Raw genomic sequence first — 15,405 nt, forward strand, 5'->3', positions numbered from 1 at the left:
CTCTCGCGGAAGCGGGGATTCCTCCTAAAGCGGATGATTGGGCGGCGGGGCGCCGGTCGCTCCCGATCCGCTCGACTAGCCTGAAGCGCATGGAGACGAGGGTGGGTCCGGGCGCGCGCGAAGCCGTCTTCGCCCAGCTCGCCGACGCCGGCCGCGCGGAGCAGGTCGCCCAGCGCCTGACCGACGGCATCGTGCTCGGCGTCCTCCACGCCGGCGAGCGCCTGCCGAGCGAGCCCGAGCTCGCCCGACGGTTCGGCGTCGCGCTCATCACCGTGCGCGAGGGGCTCGGCATCCTCCGCGAGTCCGGTCTCGTCGAGACCCGGCGGGGGCGCGACGGCGGCAGCTTCGTGGTCGAAGACGAGGGCGGGCACCGCTCGCTCCTGACCGCACGCCTGCGCGGGCTCGCGCAGGTCGAACTCAGCGACATGGCCGTCTACTTCGGCGCCATCCTCGCGGGATCCGCCGAGCGTGCGGCTGAGCGCGCGGCCGAGGCCGACGGCGAGCGCCTCGGTGCCTGGCTCGACGCCGCCGACTTCGGCGCCGCGGCATCCGCTCGCACGAACCAGGGCGGCTTCTTCCTCGAGGTCGCCGTGCTGAGCCAGTCGGCGCGGCTCGTGCGCGAGCAGATCCGCCTGCAGGCCGAGTTCGGGCCCCTGCTCCTGCTCGGGCTCGACGACGACGGGGCACGATCCGACGTGGTCGCGCACGACCGCGCGATCGTCCGGGCCATCGCCGCGCACCGTCCGGCACGGGCGCGCGAGGCCGCGGGCGCCCTCGTTCGCGGCCTGTCCGAGCAGCTCCTGGCCGCCAAGGCGCGCATCGAACGCGGAGGTGGGCTCGATGAGCCGATCGGCGCCTGAGGTCGCCGCGGCCGTGACGCGGGTGTTCACGACGGTGTTCGACCAACTCGCCGCGTGGCGCGAGCCCATCGAGCAGCTCATCGCCCGCTCCCCCGAGATGCGGCCCGTCGACCTCGACACGGCCGTCGCCGACCTCGTGATCCCGCACCTCGTCGAGGACGACCCGTTGCTCGTCGGTGCGGGCTTCATCGCCGACGGCGAGATCGTGCGGGGACGCGACGTGCACTTCGCGTGGTGGCTCGGGCCCCTCGAGGCCAACCCGGTGCTCGGCTCGACGACCGAGCCCACGCGCCTCGACCTCTCCACGCGCGGCTACACCGAGTACCTCCGCGACTTCCGCGCGCTCGAGTGGTACCGCATCCCCGCGACCACGCGGAACGCGCACGTGACCGGCCCGTACGTCGACCACCTCTGCACGTGCGACTACATCCTGACGCTGACGATGCCCGTGCACGCCGACGCCGCCACGACCTCCGGCGACGCGCGCATGGTCGGGGTCGTCGGGGCGGATGTCGCGGTGCGCCGCCTCGAGCACGAGCTGCTCGCCGCGTTCCTCGACGTGCCCGAGCCGCTCGCGCTCGTGAACGAGGACGGCCGCGTGGTGCTCTCGACCGAGCCGACGCTGCAGGTCGGACAACTCGCGGTCGCGTGGGCCTCCGTGGAGCCGTGCTCCGGCACACCGTTCCGCGTGCTCGCGGACCCCGCGGCATCCGTCTCGAAATAAATCATGCGCTGATATATCTTTGAACGACGAGCGTATGCACCGCGGCAGACGACCCTTCGACAGGTTCAGTGACCGATGGCGCGATGCACCGAGAAGGAGAATCCCCAATGAGCTATGCCGTGACCAACCCTGCCACGGGCGAGGTCCTCACGACCTACCCGACCATCACCGACGACGAGCTGCAGGCGGCCATCGCCGCGGCCACCGAGGCGCACCGCACCTGGGCGAAGTCGACGACCGTCGAGGAGCGCGCCGCGCTCATCCGCCGCGTCGGCGAGCTGCACGTCGAGCGCCGTCAGGAACTCGCCGAGATCATCGTGCGCGAGATGGGCAAGCCGATCGAGCAGGCGCTCGCCGAGGCCGACTTCGCGGGCGACATCTACACGTACTACGCCGACCACTCGGCCGACTTCCTGAAGGACGAGCCGGTCTCGCTCCTCGCCGGCGAGGGAACCGCCGTCATCCGCCGCAGCTCGCTCGGCGTGCTGCTGGGCGTCATGCCGTGGAACTTCCCGTACTACCAGGTGGCGCGCTTCGCCGGGCCGAACCTCATCATCGGCAACACCATCCTGCTCAAGCACGCCGAGCAGTGCCCGGAGTCGGCTGCGGCGATCCAGCAGATCTTCGTCGACGCGGGCTTCCCGGCGGGCGCCTACGTCAACATCTACGCCTCGCACGCGCAGATCGAGACGGTCATCGCCGACCCGCGCGTGCAGGGCGTGTCGCTCACCGGCTCCGAGCGCGCCGGCGCGGCCGTGGCCGAGGTCGCGGGCCGTCACCTCAAGAAGGTCGTGCTCGAGCTGGGCGGATCCGACCCGTTCATCCTGCTCTCGACCGACGACCTCGACACCGCCGTGCAGAACGCCGTCGACGCCCGCCTCGACAACAGCGGCCAGTCGTGCAACGCGGCCAAGCGCTTCATCGTCGTCGACGACCTGTACGAGTCGTTCCTCGAGAAGTTCACGGCGAAGCTCGCCGAGGTCGAGGCGACCGACCCGACCTCGTCCGACTCGGCCCTCGGACCGCTGTCGTCGCTCAAGGCGGCCGAGGGCCTCGAGGAGCAGGTCAAGCGCGCGGTCGAGCACGGTGCGAAGCTCGTGCACGGCGGCACGCGCGACGGCGCGTTCTTCCAGACGACGGTGCTGACGGATGTCGCGTCCGACAACCCCGCGTCGAAGGAGGAGTTCTTCGGCCCGGTCGCGCAGGTCTACCGCGCCACCGACGAGAGCGACGCGGTGCGCATCGCCAACGACATCCCCTTCGGCCTCGGCTCGTACGTCTACACGACCGACCCCGAGCAGGCCGACCGCGTCGCGAACGGGATCGAGGCGGGCATGGTGTTCGTCAACGTCGTGCTGGCGGATGGCGCGGAGCTGCCCTTCGGCGGCGTGAAGCGCTCTGGCACCGGCCGCGAGATGGGCCGCCTCGGCGCCGACGAGTTCGTCAACAAGAAGCTCATCCGCGTCGGCTGACGCCAACCGCGTACGAGCCCCCGGACCGTACGGTCCGGGGGCTCGTCGCATCAGGCCGCACGCGCGGCGGTCGTCTCGTCGCGAGCGGCACCGGTCGTCGACGGTACCGCGGGGCGGGCGCGCATGCGCCGCGCGAGGTACGCCGCGTCGCGGCACGCTCCTGGCAGGGTCGCGGAGGTCACGGCATACATGAAGTCCTGCCCGATCGCGTAGAGGCCGGGAACCCCGTCCACGACGCCCCGCTCCTGCCGGAGCGTCCCGTCCTCGTCGAAGGCCGGCAGCTCCAGCCACGTCAGGTCGTCGCGGTAGCCCGTGCACCAGATGACGTTCGCCACGTCGAGCGCCGTGCCCTCGGCGGTCACCGGTTTGCCATGCCGGACATCGACCACCCGCCCGACCCGGGCCACACCCGCCGCATCGAGGTCGGCGCGCTTCGTGCGGATCAGCGGCGCCGCGCCGGCGGCGAGCTTCGGCAGCGCGCGCCGGCCGACCGGGGTCCCGAGCGTGAGGACGTGGAGTCCCGCGAACCGCACGACGGGCAGCACGAACCGCGCTGCCGCCCGGCCGTGACGCACGGGAAGCTCGCCGCTCGGCGTGCCGGCGATGGTCGTCGCGTGCGTGCGGCTCACGTCGAGCGCGATCTCCGCGCCCGAGTTGCCCATCCCGACGACGAGCACCGGGCCGGGCCGCAGCTGCTCCGGGTTCCGGTACTCGCTCGAATGGAGCTGCAGCACGGAGGCCCCGATCCGCTCGGCGAGCCCGGGAACCCGCGGCACCTGGTGGCCGCCCGTCGCGATCACGACGTTCCGGGCCGTCCAGCGGCGGTCGCTCGCCTCGATCAGGAACCGGTCGCCGTCGCGGCGAACGCGGTCCACGCGGACGCCCGTCAGGACGGGCAGGCCGAAGCGAATCGCGTACGACTCGAGGTAATCGGCCAGTTCGTCCTTGGTCGGGAACGCGAGCCGGTCGCCCGGGAACGGCAGGCCGGGGAGGCCGTCGTACTTCGCCGGCGTGAACAGCCGAAGCGAATCCCAGCGCAGGCGCCACGCATCGCCCACGCGCTCGTGCGCGTCGAGGATCAGGAGGTCGCGGCGCTGCCGCGCCAGGTGGTAGCCGATCGCCAGCCCGGCCTGCCCGCCGCCGATGACGACGGTATCCAGGACCCGAGCCGACTCGTTGGTGTGGCGTGTCTCGTTCATGGACGGCACGCTAGGCGTGCGACGCCGGTCCGGCGTCGGGAGAATCCCCCATTCGCCGGACGGCATCACGCCGTCGGGCGCATCCGATCAGTCGGCGAGCCCGTGGCGGAAGGCGAACGCGGTGGCCGCGGTCCGGGACGACAGCCCGAGCTTGCCGAAGATGTTGCTGAGGTGCCGGTCCACCGTCTTCTCGCTCAGGTAGAGCTCGCCCGCGATCTCGCGGTTCGTGCGGCCGGACGCCACGAGCCGCAGCACCTCGACCTCCCGGGCGGTCAGGCCGCCCGGCCTCGGCGCGCGGGATGCCGACCACTCCGCGTCCGCCGCGGCGATCGCCTGCCCGGCGCCGAGGTCCGCGAACGCCGCCAGGGCGGCGTCGAGTTCCATCGCGGCGGACGCATCGTCCCCGAGTGCCCGGCACGCCCGTGCCGCGAGCATGCGGCAGCGCGCCGCCTCGTACGGGACATCGAGCTCCAGCCATCGCGCCCACGCGTGCCGCGAGGCGGTGAGCGCCGCCCGGGCGTCGCCCTCGCCGAGCAGCACGGCCGCCTCGGCCTGCTCGGCGATCGCCCGCAGCATGGGCGCGGCGATCGAGCGGGTCAGCGTCGCCAGTTCGTCGGCGGCCTCGCGCGCGGCGGGCACGTCGCCCATCGCGAGCTGGATCTCCACGACGGCCGCGAGGAGAACTCGGCGCTCCGCCTCGTCCACGCGCTCCGCAGCCGCGAGGATCATCGATCGCGCGAGCTGCGCCTCACCTGCCGCGAGCCGCAGGAGCGCGAGTCCGGGCTGCGGCTCCCAGCCGGTGCCGGCGGCCCGCGAGTACGAGGCCTCGGCGGCGGCCGCATCGCCGCGCAGGCGCAGGACCTCCCCGTGCTGGTACCACGCGTTGAAGAGGCCGTCCGGATCGCCGCGCTCCGATCGCAGCTGCGCCTCCTGGGCGGCGGCGAGCGCCTCGGACCAGGCCCCGTGCAGCAGGAAGAGCGCCGCCCGCTGCGCGTGGCACTGGCCGGTGAACGAGACCATGTCGGGCCGCTGCTCGCACCAGTGGTCGAGGGCGCGGGTCCACTCGTGGGCCCGCTCGACGTCGAACGCGAGACGGCAGCACTGCAGCATCCCGCAGTAGACGATGCCCGACGGGATCGGCGACACCTCGCCGGCGGTGACCGCGACCATCATCTCGTCGAGGAGCGCCAGGCCCGCCTCGATGCGGCCGAGCATGATCTCGGCCTGCCCGAGCCCGAGCCCGGCGACGGCGACGAGATCGGCGTCGTCGGCCGCGCGGGCGAGCTGCCCCGCCCGCTCGAACACGACCGCGGCATGTTCGCCGTCGCCATCGTAGAACGCGGCGAGGCCCTCGGGGATGAGGAGGAAGCCGTGGTCTGGGTGCGCCGGCTCATGCTGTTCCACAAGGCGTTGCGCGCGTGCGAACCACCCGCCCGCGCGAGCCCGATCGCCACGGAGCATGAACTGCATGCCGAGCCACGCAGCGCACCGCACGGCGCCATCGACATCGGCGTCGCCGAGGTACGCCTCGTGGGCCCGAGTCAACCGGTCGACGCCGTCCTCGAAGCGCCCGACCAGCATCGCCGCGGTGGCGAGGTGCTCGAGGTCCGACGCCGTGACCGCGCCCTCATGATCCGCCGCGTCGAGGCCGGTGACGGCGGCGGTCCAACGGTGTTCCCGATATGCGGTGCGACCCTGATCGAGGGCGGTCGGTGCGTCCATGACGCCTCCAACGGATGACTCGGCGACGGCCATGACGGCGGTGGACACCATCGCCGCGGACCGACGTTCACGGTCAGGCTAGCCCCGAGGGAACGGACGCGGCAACGCGACTCCGAGGTGAATCATCCGGTGCTATAGCTTTAGTGCCGAAGGTATGGCAAGCTGGCGACCGGCGCCCGGGGTGGGAGGGCGCGATCAATGACGATCACCCCGAAAGGCAGATATGTCCGAACCCGCGAAGCCGGCCGAACTCGGCGACGGCGAACACCTCCAGGTCCTCGGCTACGAGGACTCGTTCAATCGCTCCATGAGCCTCTGGGCGAACTTCGCCCTCGGCTTCACCTACCTCTCCCCGCTCGTCGGCGTGTACTCGCTGTTCGCGCTGGCGCTCACCGTCGGCGGGCCGCCGTCGATCTGGTGGATCGTCATCGTCGGAGCCGGCCAGCTGCTCGTGTCGCTCGTCTTCGGCGAGGTCGTCTCGCAGTACCCGATCCACGGCGGCATCTACCCGTGGGCGCGGCGCCTCTGGGGCCGCCGATACGCCTGGATGGCGGCATGGGTCTACATCTGGGCGATGATCGTGACGATCACCGCCGTGGCCGAGTACGGCTCGGGCTTCACCGCGAGCCTCTTCGGCGTCGAGCACACCGCCGACACCACGCTCTGGATCACGCTCGGGCTGCTCCTCGTCGCGCTCGGCATCAACCTCTCGGGCACGCGGTGGCTCGCGCGCGTCGCGCGCATCGGCCTGGCGGCCGAGCTCATCGGCGTCATCGGCCTCGGGCTCTACCTGCTGGTCTTCCAGCGCAAGCAGGAGTTCTCGATCTTCTTCGACACCATGGGCGTCGAGGGCGAGGGCAGCTACGTGACGGCGTTCTTCGGCGCCGCGCTCGCCGGGCTCTTCCTCTTCTACGGCTTCGAGGCGTGCGGCGACGTCGCCGAGGAGGTCGCGAACCCGGCCCGCCGCATCCCCCGGGCGATGATGCTCACGATCCTCGTGGGCGGCGTCTCGGCGTTGTTCTCGTTCGGCGGCTACGTGCTCGCCGCACCCGACCTCCAGGCCATCGTCGCCGGTGAGGACGCCGACCCGATCCCCGCCATCCTCGAGTCCACGCTCGGACCGGTCGGCGCGAAGCTGTTCCTCGTCGTCGCGATCACCGCGTTCCTCTCGTGCGTGCTGAGCCTCCAGGCGGCGGCGAGCCGCCTGCTCTTCTCGTTCGCGCGCGACGGCATGATCCCCGGCCACCGCTGGCTCTCGAAGGTCACCGAGGGCAGCAGGATCCCCGCGAACGCGCTCATCGTCGCCTGCACCGTGCCGGCGCTCATCGCCGTGCTCGTCTGGCTGAACGCCGACCTGCTGTACCCCGTGACCGCCTTCGCGGTGCTCGGCATCTACGTCGCGTTCCAGATGGTCGTGCTCGCCTCGCTCCGGCAGCGGTTCCGCGGCTGGAAGCCGGCCGGACCCTTCTCGCTCGGCCGCTGGGGCATGGTCGTGAACGTCGCCGCACTCGCCTACGGCGTGTTCGCGATGGTCCTGCTCGCCACGCCCGGCGCCTCGGGCGACCTGGTCACCGACTGGATCGTGCTCATCGGGCTCGGCGTCGTGCTCGTCACGGGGCTCGTCTACCTGCTGGTGGCGCGGCCCGACCGGCTCTCCGACGCCCCCGCGGGCGACGCGATCGAGGTGGCCGAGCGGCTGCGCGCGCACCGGGGGCAGCGCGCCGAGCAGCCGGCGGCGGTCCGCTAGGCGGAGACGCCCGACGCGACGACGCCTCGGTGCCCACGGGTGCCGGGGCGTCGTCGCGTGCCCGGCCGCGTGTCGTCGATCGGCCGACCCTCGCCGGCACGGCGGGCGGCGGCGGCGCGTCGCTGCATCAGGCACAGGGCGAGCATGATGGCGCACGAGACGAGGTAGAACGTGTGCAGCGCCCAGACCGGACCGGCCGGCAGGCTGAAGACGTAGAGCGAGTACGCCCCGTTGGCCGCGTTGATCATCGCGATGCTCGACAGGCTGTACGACGACAGATCCCGAGTGCGCAGCGCCTTGCGCAGCATCGGCAGGTTGCTGACCGCGAACACGACGGTGGAGACCGTACCGGCGATGATCGGGATGTCCATGGTGGAAACGGTAGGGCGAGGCCCCGTGACGCCGCGTCGGCAGGACATCCCATCTTCTGCGGACCGGCCGAATGGGTAATCCTATGCAGACGGCTCACACGAGCCCGTTCTCGTACGCGTACGCGGTGGCGGCGGCTCGCGTCGAGAGGCCGAGCTTGCCGAAGATGTTGCTGAGGTGCCGGGCCACGGTCTTCTCGCTGAGCGAGAGCTGCTCGCCGATCGCCCGGTTCGTGAGTCCGGTCGAGACGAGTCTCAGCACCTCGACCTCGCGGTCGGTGAGGATGCTGCGCCGGCGCCCTCCGACGATGTCCGCCAGTTCGCCCAGTGCCGGTTCTGCCCCGAGGTCGCGGAAGATGGTGCGAGCGGCGTCGAACTCCGCGATCGCCTGGGCTGCGTCGCCGGTCGCGAGGTGAGCGCGTCCGACGAGCACCCTGCTCCGGGCGTGCTCGTACGGGATCCCGAGCTCGCGCCAGGCGTCGGCCGCGGCACGCGCGACGAGAAGCGCGGCCGCGACGTCACCCTCGGCGAACTGCACTCGGGCCTCGGCGTACGTCCGCGCGGCAGCGAACATCGGCGTCGATGCCGAGCCGGCGAGCGCTTCGAACTGCTCGAGCGCCCGCCGTGCGGCACCGGGATTCCCGGCGGCGACCTCGACGTCGATGAGCGCGGGAAGAAGGCTGCGTCGCGTGAACCGGTCGGCGGCGGCGGCGGTGCGAACCAGCTCCTCGCGAGCCCGGTCGACCTTCCCCTCGGCGAGGTGCAGCAGCGCCGAGCCGGGCTGAGGGTCCCAGGGTGTCTGCCCGGCCCGACGGAACGACTCCGCGGCGGAATGGAACGCTCCCCGCAGTCGCTGGACCTCGCCGAAGTAGTACGGCGCCCCGAACACCGCGCGGGTGTCGCCGGCTCGGAACCGCGACAGCGCGAGCTCGGCCGAGGCGGCCGCCTCCGACCACGATCCCTGCAGCAGCAGGACGGCCGCGCGCAGGGCATGCCGCTGACCGCTGTAGGTGACGAGCTCGGGCTGTTCGCGACACCAGCGGTCGAGCGCCGCCGACCATGCAACCGCCCGCTCGAAATCGAAGCCGAGGAGGGCGTCGGCGACCGACGTGCAGAGGATGACACCTGCACCGAAGGGTCGTACCTCGCCCCGCTCCACCGCGGCCACAGCGGCGTCGAGGCACGCGAATCCCTCCTCGTCCTCGCCGAGCTCGGCGAGGGCGTTCCCTCGGCCGAACCTCGCGAGCGCCCCGAGATCGCGGTCTCCGGATGCGTCGGCGAGCTGCTCGATCTCGCGGAACTGTCCTGCCGCGCCCCGTGGATCGCCGCTGGCCATCTGCGCGATCGCGGCCGGCATGCGGACGAACGCGCCCACGGAACTGGAGGCCGGGAGCCCCTCCGCAAGGCGAAGTCCCCGCGGCGCCCACTCGACGTAGTGCACCATGTCGCCGAGCTCGATGTGGTACAGGGCGAGCCAGGCCGCCGTCCTCGCTGCCTCTTCCGCGTCATCCGCCATCGCCCAGGCCGCATGGGCCCGTGACAGCACGTCGACCGCCTCCGCCGACTCGCCGCGGAGGAATGCCGCCGTCGCCAGCGTCTCGAGGTCGAGCGGCCCGAGCCCCCCGGCCGCGTCGGCGAGGGCGAGACGCTCGTATGCCTCCGCCCAGCGCCGCGCCGCGAACGCCGTTCGACCCGCCTCGAGCGCGGTGGACGCCGTCATCCCATGCCCTCGGCGTCACTCGGACCCGAACAGGACCGCCTGCCGCGGGTCACACGAGGCCGTTCTCGTACGCGTACGCGGTCGCGCCGGCGCGAGTCGACAGGCCGAGCTTGCCGAAGATGTTGCTGAGATGCCGAGCCACGGTCTTCTCGCTGAGCGAGAGCCGCTCGGCGATCGCCCGGTTCGTGAGCCCGGTCGACACGAGCCGGAGCACCTCGATCTCCCGTTCGGTGAGGGGGCCGCCGGCGCGACCGAAGCCGGTGATCCGGTCGAGCCCGGTGAGCGCGGGGGCGGCGCCGAGCTCCGTGAACGTCGCGCGTGCCGCGCCGAACTCGATCCGCGCGCGATCCATGTCGCCGAGGGCCCGGAAGGCCCGCCCGGCGAGCACGCGACTGCGGGCGAGCTCGTAGGGGACGCCGAGACCGCGCCATCCACTTTCGGCCTCGCGCGCCGCCGCGAGCGCCTCGGCGGGATCGCCCTCCGCGAGCCGCACCTGCGCCGTCGCGAACGCGATCACGGCCGCGAGCATCGGCGACGGGGGCGCGCCGGACCGCGCGCGCAGTTCGTCGAGCGCCCGACGCGAGGCTGCGAGGTCTCCCGCCGCGATCTCGATCTCGATCAACGCGGGAAGCCGCTGCCGCCGCATGAACCGGTCCGCATCGGCAACGCTCCGCCGGATCTGCTCCTGCGCCCGCTCGACCTTGCCCTCGGTGAGCAGGAGCATCGCCCCGCCCGGCTGCGGATCCCAGGCCGCCTCGTCGGCTCGCCGGAACGACTCCGCGGCGGAGTGCAATGCGCCGCGGAGCCGCTGGAGTTCGCCATACCAGTAGGGCGCTCCCCACATGGCGCGGAAATCGCCCGCCCGGAAGCGCGCCATCCCGAGCTCCGCCTCGGTCGACGCCTCGTCCCAGGCACCCTGCAACTGGAGAAGGGCGGAACGCAGCGCATGACGCTGGCCGTCGTACGCCACGAGTTCGGGCTGGCCCCGACACCACTCGTCGAGGACCGCCGTCCACGCGACGACCCGGCCCAGGTCGAACCCGATGTGCGCCATGCCGACGCCGGTGCACAGGATGAATCCGGAGAAGACCGGTGAGGTCGCCCCGCTCGCCACCGCACCCACCGCTCGGTCCATGTACACGAAGCCCGCCTCGTCGTCGCCCAGCTCGAGCAGGCAGTAGCCGCCCAGGAAGGCCCCCATGGCGGCGAGATCCCGATCGTCGAACGCGACCGCGATCTCCTCGATCTCCGCGGCCTGTCGCTCGGCGCCGCGATAGTCGCCACTCGCGATCGACGCGACCGTGGTGGGCACCATCGCGAGCCCGACGACGGACGTCGACGGTTCGGGGAGCGAGGCAAGGAGGCGACGAGCCCTCGGGATCCACTCGAAACTGTGCGAGAACTCGCCGAGCTCGATCTGGTAGACGGCGATCCACGCGGCGGCGCGGGCCCCGCTCTCCACATCGCCTCGGACGACGTAGGCCTCGTGGGCCCGCATCATCACGGCGAGGGCGGCCCTCCCCTCGCCTCGCAGCAGGGCGGCGGTCGCGAGCAACTCCAGGTCGGGCGGTGCGAGACCGCCGTCGGCGTCGACGACGGCCAGTCGCTCGTACGCCTCCGCCCAGTGCCGCTCCGCCACCGCGGCGCGACCCGAGTCGAGGGTGCTGGACTGGGTCATCTCGCTCCGGGGCCTGGGGCCTTCTGGTCAGCGGTCGGATGCCGCGTCGATCTCGTCGCGGCGCAGGGCGACGATCCGGTCGACGAGTCCGTCGGGCAGGGGATGGTCGGCGGTGAAGCGGATGGTGCCCTTCGAGAACGAGTAGCCGCCGAGTTCGCCCGCCACCGCGTCGACCACGGCAGGGCTGTACGGGTAGAGCCCGATGTGCCCCTTCGCCTGCATGACCGACAGCAGCGGCCGATCGCGGTACCGCAGCGCGGGCATCCCGTAGCTCACGCCCTCGACCGCGTCGGGCACGAGATCGAGCGCCGCGCGCTGCACCTCGGCCATCGCCGACCTGTCCGGTTCATCGATCCCCGCGATGTAGTCCGTCATCTCCCCCATGCGCGTCATGGTACGCGCGGGCGGCGCGCCGCGGCATCCGTGCGCTGCCCCCTCATGCGGTCTACCCTCATGACGAGGGGGTCGCATGATCCGGCAGCGCGTCATCGTCCACGGCCGTGTGCAGGCGGTCGGGTTCCGGTACAGTGCGCTCCTCGAGGCCAAGCGCCTCGGCGTGGCGGGATGGATCCGCAACCGCTCCGACGGCGCCGTCGAGGCCGAGATCGAGGGCGACGCGCCCTCCGTCGACGCCATGCTGGGATGGCTCGACGACGGACCGCCGGGGGCGGACGTCACGTCCATCAGCACGACGAACCTCGAGCCGACGGGCGAGCGGGGCTTCCGCGTCACCGGGTGACGGATGCCGCGACGACCCGACCACGGAAGGAGCACCCATGAGCGACGCCTGGGGCGACGACCCCGCCGGTGAGGACGAGGAACAGTGGCGCGAGCACGTGATCAACGACGCCGTCGCAGGCGAGCACGTGCCCACTGACCAGGAGCTCGACCTGGACGCGCTCGAGCGCGAGGGGGTCTCCGAGGTCGACGAGGTCGACGAGGACGACGAGCTGGACGAGGACGACGACTTCGGCGACGCCCTCGACGACGACCGCTGATCCTCACCGTCGAACGTGAGAGACGACGAAGGGCCCGTCGGCGAACCGGCGGGCCCTTCAGGTCTCGATACGCGCTGGGCGCGACTCGACCGACGAGTCGGAACTCAGATGGAGTTCACGTCGAGCGGGATGCCCGGGCCGAACGTGGTCGACACGGCGCCCTTCTGGATGTAGCGACCCTTGGCGCTCGACGGCTTGAGGCGCACGACCTCCTCGAGGGCGGTCTTGAGGTTCTCGTCGAGCTGCTCCTGCGAGAACGACGCCTTGCCGACGACGAAGTGCACGTTGGCGTGCTTGTCGACGCGGAACTCGATCTTGCCGCCCTTGATGTCTTCCACAGCCTTGGCCGGGTTCGGGGTCACGGTGCCGGTCTTGGGGTTCGGCATGAGGCCGCGCGGGCCGAGCACCTTGCCGAGACGGCCAACCTGGCCCATGAGCTCGGGCGTGGCGACGGCCGCGTCGAACGCGGTGTAGCCGCCGGCGACCTTCTCGATGAGCTCGGCGCCGCCGACCTCGTCGGCGCCTGCGGCGATCGCGGCCTCGGCGGCCGGGCCGGTCGCGAACACGATGACGCGCGCGGTCTTGCCGGTGCCGTGCGGGAGGATGACGGTGCCGCGCACCATTTGGTCGGCCTTGCGGGGGTCGACGCCGAGCTTCAGCGCGACCTCGACGGTCGAGTCGAACTTCGCCGAGCCGGTCTGCTTCGCGAGGGCGACGGCGTCGGTCGGCGTGTAGTACTTGCCGGCCTCGATCTTCTCGGCCGCGGCCCGGTAGGCCTTGGACTTCTGTGCCATGTTGGTTCTCCTTGAGAGAGTGTGGTCATCGCGCCTGGCGGGCGCTGCCACGAATGAGAGTTCTGTGGTGACGGATGCCGCGGCATCCGCTCGGAGTCCTATTCGACCGTGATGCCCATCGAGCGAGCGGTGCCCGCGATGATCTTCGACGCGGCGTCGATGTCGTTGGCGTTGAGGTCGACCATCTTGGACTCGGCGATCTCGCGGACCTGGGCCTGCGTGATCTTGCCCACCTTGGTGGTGTGCGGGACGCCCGAACCCTTGGCGACGCCGGCGGCCTTCTTGATGAGCTCGGCGGCGGGCGGGGTCTTCAGGACGAACGTGAACGAGCGGTCCTCGTAGACGGTGATCTCGACCGGGATGACGTTGCCGCGCTGGGCCTCGGTCGCGGCGTTGTACGCCTTGCAGAACTCCATGATGTTGACGCCGTGCTGACCCAGCGCCGGACCGATCGGCGGGGCGGGGTTGGCGGCGCCGGCCTTGATCTGAAGCTTGATCAGACCAGTGACCTTCTTCTTCGGTGCCATGATTTCTCTCTTCCTGTGTCGAACGCCCGGTCGAATCGGCCGGGGCACTCTCCCGCAGGTCCGGCGGATCCGGGCTGCGGTGGTCTGTTGTCGTGTTGATCCAGTACTGCCTGGACGCAGCACAACCCTCCGATGATACCGGAGGGTCGCTGCGCGCTGTCTGTGTGCGGTTCTAGAGCTTGGTGACCTGGTCGAAGCTGAGCTCGACCGGGGTCTCGCGCTCGAACAGCGAGACGAGCACGGTGAGCTTGCCGCTCTCGGGCTTGATCTCGTTGATCGTGCCGGGCAGGCCCGCGAACGAGCCGTCCTTGATGGTGATGGTCTCGCCGATCTCGAAGTCGACCTCGGCGGGGATCTGGCGTGCGGCACCGCCTGCGGCAGCGCCCTTCGCACCCTTGGCGGGCGCGACATCCTTGATGTCGACGAGGCTCTTCAGCATGTTGAAGGCCTCCTCGAAGCGGAGGGGCGTCGGGTTGTGCGCATTGCCGACGAAGCCGGTGACGCCCGGCGTGTGGCGGATGACCGACCAGCTCTCCTCGTTGAGGTCCATGCGGACGAGCACGTAGCCGGGCACGCGCACTCGCGTGACCATCTTGCGCTGGCCGTTCTTGATCTCGACGACGTCCTCCATGGGGACCTCGACCTGGTGGATGAAGTCGGCCATCGCCATGGTCTCGCGACGCTGCTCGATGTTCGCCTTCACGCGGCGCTCGAAGCCGGCGTAGGAGTGGACGACGTACCACTTGCCCGGGAGGAACCGCAGCTCGTTCCGGAACGCGTCGTAGGGGTCGTGCTCCTCGTCTTCTTCGGTGACGGCCTCGAAGGCGGCCTCGGCCTCTTCGGCCGAGTCGATCTCGAGTGCGTCGTCGACGACGGCGTCGGCCTCGGGGTCGGTCGCCTCGGCGAGCGAGTCGAGCACGGCGTCGAGGTCGATGTCGTTGCCCTCGTCGTCGACGACGTGCACCGCACGGTGCTCGGCCGGCTCGACCGAGTCCTCGTCGTGCTCCTGGGTGGCGCCCTCCTGGGACTCCTCGACCTCGGACGACTGCTCAGCGGCGGTGGCCCAGTCGACGTCCTCGCGCTCGTTCCTGGTCACTGTTCCTCAATCCTTCTCTGCTGCCGTGCCGCGCGTTCGCGCGGCGGGTGCGGGCCGACGGCCCGATCAGACCCCCGGCGTGCCGAAGACGTACACGACCAGCAGGCTGAACACCTGGTCGAGCCCCCAGACGATCGCCATCATGATGATCACGAAGACCAGGACCACCGTGGTGAAGCTGAAGAGCTCCCGGCGGGTGGGCGTGACGACCTTCTTCAGCTCGCCGAAGACCTGCCGGATGAACAGGGCGATCCTGGCGAAGGGGTTGCGCCGTGCCGCGCGCTCGCGCTTGGCATTGGCGACGACGTCCTCGCTGGGCTCGTCGAGTACTTTCCGGGCCACCTCGTACACCTTTCATGGGCCGGCCATCGCCGGCCGGCTCGCAGGGCGGACAGGACTCGAACCTGCAACCTGCGGTTTTGGAGACCGCTGCTCTACCAATTGAGCCACCGCCCTATGCGATCCGGCGGCGCCGGATCACAGGGTCGAAGCCGCCTGCC

The 15,405-nt window shown here is 71.3% G+C and carries 16 protein-coding genes and 1 tRNA gene; 6 read left to right on the forward strand and 11 right to left on the reverse strand.

Annotation, left to right across the window (positions count from 1 at the left end):
- Positions 1 to 89: 89 nt before the first annotated feature.
- The 3 genes from ACFQ58_RS14805 (at position 90) to ACFQ58_RS14815 (ending at position 3,056) form a co-directional block, all read left to right on the forward strand.
- A complete protein-coding gene (locus ACFQ58_RS14805; protein WP_376951920.1) occupies positions 90 to 860 on the forward strand; it encodes a FadR/GntR family transcriptional regulator in 771 nt (256 codons plus the stop codon).
- Positions 841 to 1,584, forward strand: a complete 744-nt coding sequence (locus ACFQ58_RS14810; RefSeq protein ID WP_376951921.1) for a hypothetical protein — start codon at positions 841 to 843, stop codon at positions 1,582 to 1,584. Before ACFQ58_RS14805 ends, ACFQ58_RS14810 begins: the two co-directional genes overlap by 20 nt.
- A gap of 107 nt (positions 1,585 to 1,691) precedes the next feature.
- Positions 1,692 to 3,056, forward strand: coding sequence for an NAD-dependent succinate-semialdehyde dehydrogenase (locus tag ACFQ58_RS14815; RefSeq protein ID WP_376951922.1), 1,365 nt, complete (start codon positions 1,692 to 1,694; stop codon positions 3,054 to 3,056).
- 50 nt (positions 3,057 to 3,106) lie between these two features.
- On the opposite strand, the gene ACFQ58_RS14820 is transcribed toward ACFQ58_RS14815, so the two are convergent.
- Together ACFQ58_RS14820 and ACFQ58_RS14825 are read right to left on the reverse strand one after the other, a co-directional pair.
- Positions 3,107 to 4,255 (reverse strand): flavin-containing monooxygenase, encoded by a 1,149-nt coding sequence (locus tag ACFQ58_RS14820; protein WP_376951923.1) that lies wholly within the window; start codon positions 4,253 to 4,255, stop codon positions 3,107 to 3,109.
- Between the two features lie 87 nt (positions 4,256 to 4,342).
- Entirely contained in the window at positions 4,343 to 5,977 is a 1,635-nt protein-coding gene (locus ACFQ58_RS14825; RefSeq protein ID WP_376951924.1) for a LuxR C-terminal-related transcriptional regulator, read from the reverse strand.
- Between the two features lie 223 nt (positions 5,978 to 6,200).
- On the opposite strand from ACFQ58_RS14825, the gene ACFQ58_RS14830 reads away from it, so the two are divergent.
- Positions 6,201 to 7,724, forward strand: a complete 1,524-nt coding sequence (locus ACFQ58_RS14830) for an APC family permease (protein WP_376951925.1) — start codon at positions 6,201 to 6,203, stop codon at positions 7,722 to 7,724.
- Here ACFQ58_RS14830 and ACFQ58_RS14835 read toward each other — a convergent pair.
- The 4 genes from ACFQ58_RS14835 to ACFQ58_RS14850 all read right to left on the reverse strand — a co-directional run bounded on the left by ACFQ58_RS14835 (position 7,721) and on the right by ACFQ58_RS14850 (position 11,874).
- Positions 7,721 to 8,095 carry a hypothetical protein gene (locus tag ACFQ58_RS14835; RefSeq protein WP_376951926.1) on the reverse strand — a complete coding sequence of 125 codons (375 nt, stop codon included), beginning with the start codon at positions 8,093 to 8,095 and terminating at the stop codon, positions 7,721 to 7,723. The genes ACFQ58_RS14830 and ACFQ58_RS14835 overlap by 4 nt on opposite strands.
- A gap of 94 nt (positions 8,096 to 8,189) precedes the next feature.
- Positions 8,190 to 9,812 (reverse strand): LuxR C-terminal-related transcriptional regulator, encoded by a 1,623-nt coding sequence (locus ACFQ58_RS14840; RefSeq protein ID WP_376951927.1) that lies wholly within the window; start codon positions 9,810 to 9,812, stop codon positions 8,190 to 8,192.
- Positions 9,813 to 9,861: 49 nt separating this feature from the next.
- Complete coding sequence (locus ACFQ58_RS14845; RefSeq protein WP_376951928.1) at positions 9,862 to 11,490, reverse strand: LuxR C-terminal-related transcriptional regulator; 1,629 nt, start codon at positions 11,488 to 11,490, stop codon at positions 9,862 to 9,864.
- 27 nt (positions 11,491 to 11,517) lie between these two features.
- Positions 11,518 to 11,874 carry an iron chaperone gene (locus ACFQ58_RS14850; protein ID WP_376951929.1) on the reverse strand — a complete coding sequence of 119 codons (357 nt, stop codon included), beginning with the start codon at positions 11,872 to 11,874 and terminating at the stop codon, positions 11,518 to 11,520.
- Positions 11,875 to 11,959: 85 nt separating this feature from the next.
- Here ACFQ58_RS14850 and ACFQ58_RS14855 point away from each other — a divergent pair, with 85 nt between their 5' ends.
- Both ACFQ58_RS14855 and ACFQ58_RS14860 read left to right on the forward strand, forming a co-directional pair.
- On the forward strand, positions 11,960 to 12,229 hold the full coding sequence (locus tag ACFQ58_RS14855; RefSeq protein WP_376951930.1) for an acylphosphatase: 270 nt from the start codon (positions 11,960 to 11,962) through the stop codon (positions 12,227 to 12,229).
- A 37-nt stretch (positions 12,230 to 12,266) separates the two neighbouring features.
- Complete coding sequence (locus ACFQ58_RS14860; RefSeq protein WP_376951931.1) at positions 12,267 to 12,488, forward strand: hypothetical protein; 222 nt, start codon at positions 12,267 to 12,269, stop codon at positions 12,486 to 12,488.
- A gap of 104 nt (positions 12,489 to 12,592) precedes the next feature.
- On the opposite strand, the gene rplA is transcribed toward ACFQ58_RS14860, so the two are convergent.
- The 5 genes from rplA to ACFQ58_RS14885 form a co-directional block, all read right to left on the reverse strand.
- Positions 12,593 to 13,282, reverse strand: a complete 690-nt coding sequence (rplA, locus tag ACFQ58_RS14865) for a 50S ribosomal protein L1 (RefSeq protein WP_092672806.1) — start codon at positions 13,280 to 13,282, stop codon at positions 12,593 to 12,595.
- Between the two features lie 98 nt (positions 13,283 to 13,380).
- Positions 13,381 to 13,809, reverse strand: a complete 429-nt coding sequence (gene rplK / locus ACFQ58_RS14870; RefSeq protein ID WP_092672809.1) for a 50S ribosomal protein L11 — start codon at positions 13,807 to 13,809, stop codon at positions 13,381 to 13,383.
- Positions 13,810 to 13,981: 172 nt separating this feature from the next.
- Complete coding sequence (gene nusG, locus ACFQ58_RS14875; protein ID WP_376951932.1) at positions 13,982 to 14,905, reverse strand: transcription termination/antitermination protein NusG; 924 nt, start codon at positions 14,903 to 14,905, stop codon at positions 13,982 to 13,984.
- Positions 14,906 to 14,971: 66 nt separating this feature from the next.
- Positions 14,972 to 15,247 carry a preprotein translocase subunit SecE gene (secE, locus tag ACFQ58_RS14880; protein ID WP_376951933.1) on the reverse strand — a complete coding sequence of 92 codons (276 nt, stop codon included), beginning with the start codon at positions 15,245 to 15,247 and terminating at the stop codon, positions 14,972 to 14,974.
- A 41-nt stretch (positions 15,248 to 15,288) separates the two neighbouring features.
- A tRNA-Trp gene (locus tag ACFQ58_RS14885) sits at positions 15,289 to 15,361 on the reverse strand.
- Positions 15,362 to 15,405: the final 44 nt, after the last annotated feature.

The sequence above is a fragment of the Agromyces sp. NPDC056523 genome, assembly GCF_042794545.1.
In the GTDB taxonomy this organism is placed as follows: Bacteria; Actinomycetota; Actinomycetes; order Actinomycetales; family Microbacteriaceae; genus Agromyces.